This window comes from Neobacillus fumarioli NBRC 102428 (assembly GCF_001591485.1).
Taxonomy (GTDB): Bacteria; Bacillota; Bacilli; order Bacillales; family Cytobacillaceae; genus Neobacillus; species Neobacillus fumarioli.
Genome location: NZ_BCUZ01000112.1, coordinates 1 through 8,822, shown reverse-complemented (window position 1 = coordinate 8,822; position 8,822 = coordinate 1). Strand labels below are relative to the sequence as shown.

Below are 8,822 nucleotides of genomic sequence, written 5' to 3'. Positions count from 1 at the left end.
TAGTACTAATCTTCAATAATTGTCATGATTGGAATAAACTACTATACTAATACATGTACGAATAAAAAGGAGGAGATTATGATGAGAAGCTTGCAGGATACCACTACATTACATAATGGAGTCAAAATGCCTTGGTTTGGACTTGGCGTCTATAAAGTTCAGGAAGGTGAGGAAGCACTTCAATCTGTTAAAGCAGCCATCAAAGCCGGGTATCGAAGCATTGATACCGCTGCACTTTATCAAAATGAAGAAAGTGTTGGGCGAGCCATTAAGGAATCCGGTGTTCCCCGCGAAGAATTATTTATTACCACGAAAGTGTGGAATACGGATCAGCGAAATGATTCCGTTTTAGAAGCATTTGAAACGAGTTTGCAAAAGCTGGGCCTCGATTATGTCGATTTATACTTGGTTCATTGGCCTGTGAAAGAAAAGTATAAACAAACATGGAAGATTCTCGAAAAAATATACAAAGAAGGCCGCGCCCGTGCGATCGGCGTCAGCAATTTCACCATTCATCACCTGGAAGACTTAATAGCTGATGCCGAGATCAAACCAATGGTCAATCAAGTAGAATTGCACCCGCTATTCGCACAGCCTGAATTACGTGATTATTGCAAAAAGCAAGAAATTCAAATCGAAGCTTGGGCTCCGCTCGGTCAAGGCAGACTATTGGATCATCCTGTTTTAAAAGAAATCGCTGACGCACACAATAAAACCATTGCGCAAGTGATTTTGCGCTGGGATTTGCAAAATGAAATTGTCACGATACCAAAATCGGTGAAAGAAAGCAGGATTATTGAAAATGCCAATATCTTTGATTTCGAGTTAACAGAGCGTGATATGGAAAAAATTAATTCCTTAAACGAAAATAAACGCTTTGGTCCTGATCCAGATAATTTTGATTTCTAGAAAAATAGAATCCCCACTTGAATTAAGAGGAATATTCTGTTATATTACAGACAACTAAATATTTTCTTACTTCATCCAATTGAAGTGAGGATAGAGGCGCAAAGACCATGAGTATACTATTTGAGGATAATGGGATCCTGTGATAATAGTGGAAAGGGGAATTTGCCGAAGCTTCAATGATGCTCATTCATCTTGAAGCTGGTTCTGCTATTGAATAAATACAGAACTGTCATATAGGAAACTATATGGAGGGCTATCTCACGCAAGGGAACTGCTATTTGATGTTTCTACTGCAGCAGCGAAAGCCGTCGTTGCTGTTTTTTTGCGTCGAACAATAAATGGCCTGACCCCCTCTATATAAAAAATTTTTTAAAAGGGTGATCATGATGAATTTTGGCCAAGTATTAACTGCAATGGTAGCACCATTCGATCAAAATGGTGAAATCGATTATCATGCGACAAAAACTTTAGTAAACTATTTAATTGACAATGGGTCAGACGGATTAGTAGTTGCCGGAACTACCGGGGAGTCTCCTACCCTATCAACGGAAGAAAAAGTAGCATTATTCAAGTTTGTAGTAGAGACTGTAGCCGGAAGAGTTCCTGTTATTGCCGGAACCGGGTCGAATAATACAAAAGCTTCGATCAGCTTAACGAAACTTGCTGAAGAAGCCGGTGTCGATGGGATCATGCTTGTTACCCCATATTATAATAAACCTTCTCAGGAAGGTTTATATCAGCACTTTAAAGCAATCGCTGAATCAACCAGCTTACCGGTCATGCTATATAATGTTCCAGGAAGGACGGTCACAAATCTGGCGCCGGAAACAGTTATCCGACTCGCCAGTATTCCTAATATTGTCGCGGTGAAGGAAGCAAGCGGCAATTTGGATGCTATGGCAGAGATCATCGAAAAAACGCCAAGTGATTTTTCGTTATACAGCGGGGATGATGGCTTAACGTTGCCGGTTCTGTCTATCGGCGGTGCAGGAATTATTTCCGTTGCGTCTCACATCATTGGCAATGAGATGCAGGAAATGATCCGTAAATTTAAGTCTGGAAATCTGCAAGAAGCAGCAACAGACCATCGCAGACTCCTCCCTCTTATGAAGGCATTATTTGCCCAGCCAAGCCCGGCACCGGTAAAAGCAGCATTAAATCTAAAAGGACTTCATGTTGGCGGCCTCCGCCTGCCATTGATTCCACTAACATATGAAGAAACCGCTGTACTTGAAGAAATTTTAAGACCTTTTCTATTAGAAGCAAAGCGAATTTAAACGACTATAGGCTGCCGACAACCGGCAGCTTGATTATTTTTTTATAAGTTTACATAATTAAATTACATTACACTAATGATGAATAATGATTCTTTCATAGGTTAAATTAATGTTGAGCAATGCTTAATTGCTCAAATCTTCGTCGGGAGTGATGGATCATGGTTAGAAACAAACTTTTGGTTCCTGGTGCCAATCATGCATTGGACCAGATGAAAGAAGAAATCGCCAATGAGTTTGGAGTTCAACTTGGTGCTGACACGACCGCACGAGCAAATGGTTCAGTCGGCGGCGAAATGACAAAGCGTCTTGTCGCATATGCTGAACAATCATTACGAAATCAACAAGGTTAGGTAACTTGGTGATTTCAGCAAAAGGGAGTCCCAATTGGGGGCCCCTTTTTTGTTAAAAGTAAAGAAAGAAAATACTGACTTCGATAATTGTCCAGCATCAGGATGCCTGCAGCACGGCGGTTTCTTATGAAAACTATTTTTCCTATACAGATTCAGGGTTTTCCGTTTTAATAAAAGAAAAGAAATCTTATTAGGAGAAAAGTATGGACAAAAAATTAGCCATTGTAACGGGTTCCTCAAGCGGCTTTGGGCTCCTTTGTGCAATTGAACTAGCCTTAACCGGATTTACTGTTCTGGCAACAATGAGAGATGTGAAGAAAGCAACGGCTTTGTTGAACTGTGCGAATGAAAAAAATGTGGCACAGTTTATTCATGTGCTGTCACTGGATGTTACCTCTCCAGAATCTGTTGACAACCTTAAAAATTTGCTTTCCAATTATTCGTCGATCGATGTATTAGTAAACAATGCTGGTTTTGCATTAGGTGGCTTTAGTGAGGAATTAACCATTGAAGATTATCGAAAGCAATTTGAAACGAATTTTTTCGGTGTTATTGCTGTCACTAATGCTGTCCTTCCAATTATGAGGGCCAATAAGCACGGCAGAATCATTAATATAAGCAGTATTAGCGGAAGAATTGGTTTCCCTGGATTATCTGCTTATTCCGCATCCAAACATGCACTCGAAGGATACAGCGAGAGTTTACGGCTGGAGCTTAAACCCTTTGGAATTGATGTGTCTCTAATTGAGCCTGGGTCCTATCAAACAAACATTTGGTCAAGTGTTGATCAAATCGATATCGATTCAGATTCACCTTATTTAGGCTATATAAAAGCTTTACAAAAAGAAATTGTAGACGGAAAAGGAAAGATGGGAAATCCAATAGAGGTTGCAACTCTAGTAGCACAAATTGCCTCTCAGCCCAAACCTCCCAGGCTTCGTTATCCAATCGGTAAAGGGGTTAAAAGCAGTCTATTCTTTAAAAACACTTTGCCATGGAAACTTATTGAAAAAGCTGTTTTAAACAGGCTTAAACAATGGGGGAATTTGGAATAAGAGCTTTTTTGTATAAATAATCCTATCGGTCAAGTACGAAGTTACTTATCGTTCAGACAGACAAGGCCGTTTCCCTGCATATGATGTCTGAATTGGACTTACCTTTGGACAGATTTGCTCGCTTGCCATTCTGCTCTGTCTGAAGTTGCTCTTCCTTTGGACAAATTCAGCGATTTATCTTCCTATACTGTCTGAATTCGTCTTATCTTCAGACAGACCATAACAGCATATTCGGTATGCGCTGTCCGAAGTTGTTCTACCTTCGGACAGACGAGTAATTTTCTTGGTTAAGTTTGTCCGAAATCGTCTTAACTTCAGACAGATATAACAGATTTTTTCGAATGCCCTGTCTAAAGTAGCCTTTTCTTCGGACATCCCAGACGATATTCTCACCAATTCTGTCCGAATTTTCCTTATCTTTGGAAGGGCCCTGCGGGTTCGTTTGTTCTTTTATCGCTTTTTACGATTTGTAAGGTCTTCCGTTGCAAAGTTTTGAATAAGGTCAAATATAAACCATATAATCCTCAGGTAAGACCCTTCTTAAGAATTGCCGGGTTCTATCTTCTTTTGGATTGGTAAAAATCCCCTTTGGGGTTCCTTCTTCGACGATGACACCGCCATCCATAAAGATGACCTTATTGGCGACATCTTTGGCAAACGACATTTCATGAGTGACGACGAGCATCGTAGTGCCTTCTTTGGCGATTGTTTTCATGACATTTAATACTTCACCGACCCATTCCGGATCTAAAGCAGATGTGGGCTCATCGAATAAGATAATGTCTGGATTTAGTGCCACCGCTCTTGCAATCCCGACTCTTTGCTGTTGTCCGCCTGAAAGCTCGCTGGGATATGCATGATATTTTTCCGAGAGACCTACTTTATCCAGGGCGTTCTTCCCCATTTCAACGGCTTCCTTTTTCGGCACTTTTCGACCAATTATTAATCCTTCTGTAACATTTTCCAGGGCGGTTTTATTATGAAACAGATTATAGTTTTGAAAAATAAATGCCACTTTTTGTCTGATTCTATGGATTTGTTTTTTAGAAGCCGTCTTTAGATTGACATCCGTATCATCAAAAATGGCATGGCCTTTGTCTGCCCGCTCAAGGAAGTTTATGATACGGAGTAATGTTGTCTTTCCGGATCCGCTTGGTCCAAGGATCACGACAACGTCACCTTTATCTATTTTTAAACTTACACCTTTTAAAATCTCATTTTTACCAAACGATTTATGAACATCTTTTATTTCCAACATCCATTTTCCCCCGTTTCCATCTTAGGCCGCTACGGTTTTGTATTTGCGTAAATGCTTTTCATATCGCTTAAACAAATATTCTACTAAACTGCACAACATTAGATAAACAAGAAAAATATCAATATAGGCTTCTACGTAGTTATAATTGGCGTTGGCGGCCACTTTTGCCTTCAAGGTGATTTCCTGTAAGGACATGGCATATCCCAATGAAGTGGCCTTAATCAAATTGATCGTAACTGTACAAATATTCGGCAATGCCACAACCAATGTTTGGGGAATGATAATTCTGCGAAAAGCCTGCAAGTTCGTTAACCCAACCGAATAGGCGGCTTCCAACTGTCCTTTGCTCACGGTGGAGATTGCCGAACGGAAAACTTCAATCATTAGTGCGGTCGAATTTAACCCGAAAACAATAAAGGCATACCAAATTGGATTGATCTTATACACATCCACACTAACATGATAAAACTTAAACAATGAAGTTAGAAATAAGGGAACACTGCTGTAGACAATGAAGATTTGCACAATGACAGGTGTGCCCCGAATGAACGAAACATAGACCTGGGAGAACCACTGAAGAACTGGGATTCGGTTAATTCTCGTTAGTGCTAACAAAAAACCTAACGGCAGAGCAACGATCAACGAGACAATCGTCACGATGAGCGCAGTGGGCACACCTGATAGAGCCACAAAAAATGTTTGAATTAAGAAATGGATATCGAATGTTTCAGACACACTGTCACCCCCTTAGGCCGGTTTTATCACTTGTTTTCCTTTGCTGAATAGTTTTTCTAATTGTAAAAAGAGCTGTTCGATTACAATCGAAATCACCCAATACATGATTGATAAGGCAATATACGTCTCCAAGGCATGTGCGTTAATTCTGCTGGCGATAACAAGGCTTGCTTTTCCCATTACATCTATGAGGCCAATCGTGTAGGCCAAGGAACCTTCTTTTATTAACTCTAGGAAACTATTACCGAAGTTTGGCAGCGCCACGACAAAGGCCTGTGGAAAAATAATTCTCCTGTAAGCTTGGAAAGGGCTTAAACCTACGCTGACAGCCGCTTCAAATTGACCGTGGTCAATCGATTCGTAGGCGGAGCGGATGACCTCTGCCATGGCAGCGCCAAATTGCAAGGTAAACGTGATAACAACAAAAACTATTTTATCGACAGTATCCATCGAGACACCAAAGATTTCAACAATTGCCGGTATCCCGTAGTAAACCAAGAAAAGCAGAACAATCGAAGGGGTGCATCGTAACGCTGTGATATAGCCATTAGCAATTTTTTGTGCCACTTTGCTTTTTCCCAATTTCATGGCTGCTATGATCAATCCGAGAATTGTGCCGAACAAAACGGATAGTCCGGCAACCACGAATGTTACTTGTAAATATGGAAGTAACATTGGAAATGACCCCCACAAATACTTTACATCGAAATATTTCTCCATGTTACACCTCATCTTTTAGCAGAATTCAAATATTGGAATAAATCCTTTCCATAAAATTTTTTGCTTAATTCATTTGGTATCTTTTCTTCCTTCAGCTTTTTCATGGCTTTATCGTAGTCATCTGCAAAAGACTGTTCCTTTTTATTAAATAATGGCCAAGTTTTGATAACAGCGAACTGATTAAATACAACATCATTGGCAAGGTTATGATATGGGCCATTTTTAGCTAAAACTTGCTGCTTGAAAGGACCTTCAATCATAACTCCCCCGTCCACCCGTCCTTCATTGACCCATTGAACAACGTCGACCGAGAAGGAATCGCCTGCTTTTAGTTTGACTTTGTTGTTAGGGTGGGCTTTGTTATTCGTCAATAACGGTATATTGCGCATTGTTTGCGGCAATGGGAGCTAATGTTAAACCGGCTGATGCGAAATCTTCCAGTGATTTAATGTTTTGATTTTTTTTCTTTAATACAAGTCCTGTGCTGCTTAAACCAATGAATTCTTTCGGATAAATATATTTTTTGGCCCTTTCATCTGTATAGAAGGCATTTTTGACACCTACCTGGTATTTACCTTGCTCTACCCCTAATAAGAGGTCATCACTAGTCGTACCAACATATTCGAATTTATACTGTGGGAGCAATTTATTTACTTCCTTCATGACTTCAATTTCATAGCCGGCTGGGTTCCCATTATCATCTACATAGGAAATCGGCCTTGAAGCCTGATCAAAGGCTACTTTTATTATTCTTACTTTTGTCCCATCTCCCTTTGCTGAAGATCCACTTGATGTTGTACTAGTGCTGCATCCGGCCAGCAGGGTTAATAAGGCAAAAATAGATATCATGGAGATCAAACTCTTTTTCTTTGTCATTCTACCCATCTCCCTTTTCATAAGTATTCGCATTGAAATAGTTGGATATTGTCTAAAAAAATAAAAAGGCAGAACACATTTTAATGACTATTTTTCCTTTTATCCTCTTCAATTGAGGCCTGTGCTAGTTTTTGTATCGTCATATCGTCCATTGGTGGATTGTGCAAACCTGCTCTTACATCGCGGTAGTATCGCTGCAAGGGATTACTGCGCTGCAGGCTTCTGGCTCCGACGACCCTCATTGCTTGATCGACAATCGAAATCGCTGTATTGGTCACCACATGCTTGACGACTCCAAGTTCATTGATCATAAGATCTCTTCGTGATTCATCATCGTAAGCCTCAGCTACACTGTAAATGAGATGCCTTGCCTGAATGATTGCCAAATCGATTTCCCCCAGATGCTGCTGAACATTGGGCAATTGGCTGATTGGCCCGTTTAAACTATTGGGAGCATGATGATTGGCAAAATGGACGGCATAGTCGCGGGCGGCTTGCGCAATTCCAAGGTAGCAGGCGGGTATATGAAGCATCCAGCCATTCATTTGCCCGGCCCTTGCCGTTTCCGGGAGTTCCACCAGCATCGAATCTTCAACTTTCACATGATCAAGGATAAGATCGTGGCTTCCGGTACCCCTCATCGAAATGACATCCCATGTTTCCTCAATCGATAACCCTTCTAGATCCTTATGCAGAAGAAAGTGGCCGATTTTCTGCTTCTCTTCTATCCATGCTGAGGTTATAAAGTACGTTAAAACAGGTGACATAGTGGTAAAGATTTTTCTTCCTGTCAGGATCCAATGCCCGCCATTTTTAATGGCAACTGTTTCTGGACGCCCGCCCCTTGTAGGACTTCCCGTCTGCACTTCACTGGCGGCACGATTAACCAATGCACCATTCAGGATTTCTTTTGCAAAAAAAGCTAGGTTTTCATCAGTCCAGAGTTTCTTTTCAAATATCTCTCCAACTACACCGAGATGCCAGCCAATGGAAAGAGCTGTGTTTGCATCGAAACTGGCCAATGTCTCCTGTAGAAGCACCATGTCATAGACCTTTAATCCTTCACCGCCGTAACTCTCCGGCAGCGTGATACTTGAGTAGCCCATCCCTACTAACTCACGAATATTTTCCGTTGGGAAAATCGCCAATTCGTCCGTTTGGACAGACCGTTCTTTGAATGATGTTTCATGCTGGCGCAGCCGATTCAACCATGCTTTTTGTTGCTTTGTTTTAATAAATAATGTATTCACAATTTCCTCCCCCAGTAGTGATCAAGAATCTTTAAACATATATTTCCGATTTGTTTAATAGGAAATATCATAACGGAGCAATAGTAAACTGTCAAGAATATTTTGTGAATTTTTAAAATAATTTTGGAAAATTCGTTTATAAAAGTGAGGATTTTCAGGCGGTGTAATTAATTATGTGGTAGCACAATCCGGCCCTAGTTTAAAGTCTTCTTAATATTCCTGCGCGATTTGATTAATTCAATGATGTTCACTAGTAATTACCTCCTTTTTCCTCTTTCACCATTGTAATATCATTTATTCTTAATTTCTAGGGGTACCACCACATTCATTTATATTGAAAGAATATTCTATGGATATTAAAATTTATTTTGTAAAATAAATACTGTTTTACC

At 40.3% G+C, this 8,822-nt stretch carries 10 protein-coding genes and 1 riboswitch; of the genes, 4 read left to right on the top strand and 6 right to left on the bottom strand.

Annotated elements, in window-relative coordinates:
• The first annotated feature begins 78 nt into the window (after positions 1 to 78).
• The 4 genes from BFU02S_RS13030 to BFU02S_RS13015 all read left to right on the top strand — a co-directional run bounded on the left by BFU02S_RS13030 (position 79) and on the right by BFU02S_RS13015 (position 3,591).
• Positions 79 to 909: an aldo/keto reductase gene (locus BFU02S_RS13030; protein WP_157075938.1), complete on the top strand. Its 831-nt coding sequence runs from the start codon at positions 79 to 81 to the stop codon at positions 907 to 909.
• Positions 910 to 992: 83 nt separating this feature from the next.
• A riboswitch (Lysine riboswitch) is annotated at positions 993 to 1,173 on the top strand.
• Positions 1,174 to 1,295: 122 nt separating this feature from the next.
• Positions 1,296 to 2,186 carry a 4-hydroxy-tetrahydrodipicolinate synthase gene (dapA, locus tag BFU02S_RS13025; RefSeq protein WP_066371385.1) on the top strand — a complete coding sequence of 297 codons (891 nt, stop codon included), beginning with the start codon at positions 1,296 to 1,298 and terminating at the stop codon, positions 2,184 to 2,186.
• Positions 2,187 to 2,344: 158 nt separating this feature from the next.
• Positions 2,345 to 2,536, top strand: coding sequence for an alpha/beta-type small acid-soluble spore protein (locus tag BFU02S_RS13020; protein WP_066371383.1), 192 nt, complete (start codon positions 2,345 to 2,347; stop codon positions 2,534 to 2,536).
• Positions 2,537 to 2,739: 203 nt separating this feature from the next.
• The gene (locus tag BFU02S_RS13015; RefSeq protein ID WP_066371381.1) at positions 2,740 to 3,591 is read left to right on the top strand and encodes an SDR family oxidoreductase; all 852 of its coding nucleotides are present in this window, start codon (positions 2,740 to 2,742) and stop codon (positions 3,589 to 3,591) included.
• A 502-nt stretch (positions 3,592 to 4,093) separates the two neighbouring features.
• Here BFU02S_RS13015 and BFU02S_RS13010 read toward each other — a convergent pair.
• From BFU02S_RS13010 to BFU02S_RS12990, 6 genes are all read right to left on the bottom strand, one after another.
• Positions 4,094 to 4,849 (bottom strand): amino acid ABC transporter ATP-binding protein, encoded by a 756-nt coding sequence (locus BFU02S_RS13010; RefSeq protein WP_066371379.1) that lies wholly within the window; start codon positions 4,847 to 4,849, stop codon positions 4,094 to 4,096.
• A 21-nt stretch (positions 4,850 to 4,870) separates the two neighbouring features.
• Positions 4,871 to 5,584, bottom strand: coding sequence for an amino acid ABC transporter permease (locus BFU02S_RS13005; protein WP_066371377.1), 714 nt, complete (start codon positions 5,582 to 5,584; stop codon positions 4,871 to 4,873).
• Between the two features lie 12 nt (positions 5,585 to 5,596).
• On the bottom strand, positions 5,597 to 6,259 hold the full coding sequence (locus BFU02S_RS13000; RefSeq protein WP_235842064.1) for an amino acid ABC transporter permease: 663 nt from the start codon (positions 6,257 to 6,259) through the stop codon (positions 5,597 to 5,599).
• 53 nt (positions 6,260 to 6,312) lie between these two features.
• On the bottom strand, positions 6,313 to 6,564 hold the full coding sequence (locus BFU02S_RS17365) for a hypothetical protein (RefSeq protein ID WP_235842063.1): 252 nt from the start codon (positions 6,562 to 6,564) through the stop codon (positions 6,313 to 6,315).
• Between the two features lie 100 nt (positions 6,565 to 6,664).
• Positions 6,665 to 7,180, bottom strand: coding sequence for a transporter substrate-binding domain-containing protein (locus BFU02S_RS17360; RefSeq protein ID WP_235842062.1), 516 nt, complete (start codon positions 7,178 to 7,180; stop codon positions 6,665 to 6,667).
• An 80-nt stretch (positions 7,181 to 7,260) separates the two neighbouring features.
• Positions 7,261 to 8,433, bottom strand: a complete 1,173-nt coding sequence (locus tag BFU02S_RS12990; protein ID WP_369690692.1) for an acyl-CoA dehydrogenase family protein — start codon at positions 8,431 to 8,433, stop codon at positions 7,261 to 7,263.
• Positions 8,434 to 8,822 lie beyond the last annotated feature (389 nt).

Coding starts and splice junctions, on each gene's coding strand:
- BFU02S_RS17365 (WP_235842063.1), bottom strand. CDS start 6,564: ATGATTGAAGGTCCTTTCAAGCAGCAAGTTTTAGCTAAAAATGGCCCA.
- BFU02S_RS17360 (WP_235842062.1), bottom strand. CDS start 7,180: ATGACAAAGAAAAAGAGTTTGATCTCCATGATATCTATTTTTGCCTTA.
- BFU02S_RS13000 (WP_235842064.1), bottom strand. CDS start 6,259: ATGTTACTTCCATATTTACAAGTAACATTCGTGGTTGCCGGACTATCC.
- BFU02S_RS13010 (WP_066371379.1), bottom strand. CDS start 4,849: ATGTTGGAAATAAAAGATGTTCATAAATCGTTTGGTAAAAATGAGATT.
- BFU02S_RS13030 (WP_157075938.1), top strand. CDS start 79: ATGATGAGAAGCTTGCAGGATACCACTACATTACATAATGGAGTCAAA.
- dapA (WP_066371385.1), top strand. CDS start 1,296: ATGAATTTTGGCCAAGTATTAACTGCAATGGTAGCACCATTCGATCAA.
- BFU02S_RS13015 (WP_066371381.1), top strand. CDS start 2,740: ATGGACAAAAAATTAGCCATTGTAACGGGTTCCTCAAGCGGCTTTGGG.
- BFU02S_RS13020 (WP_066371383.1), top strand. CDS start 2,345: ATGGTTAGAAACAAACTTTTGGTTCCTGGTGCCAATCATGCATTGGAC.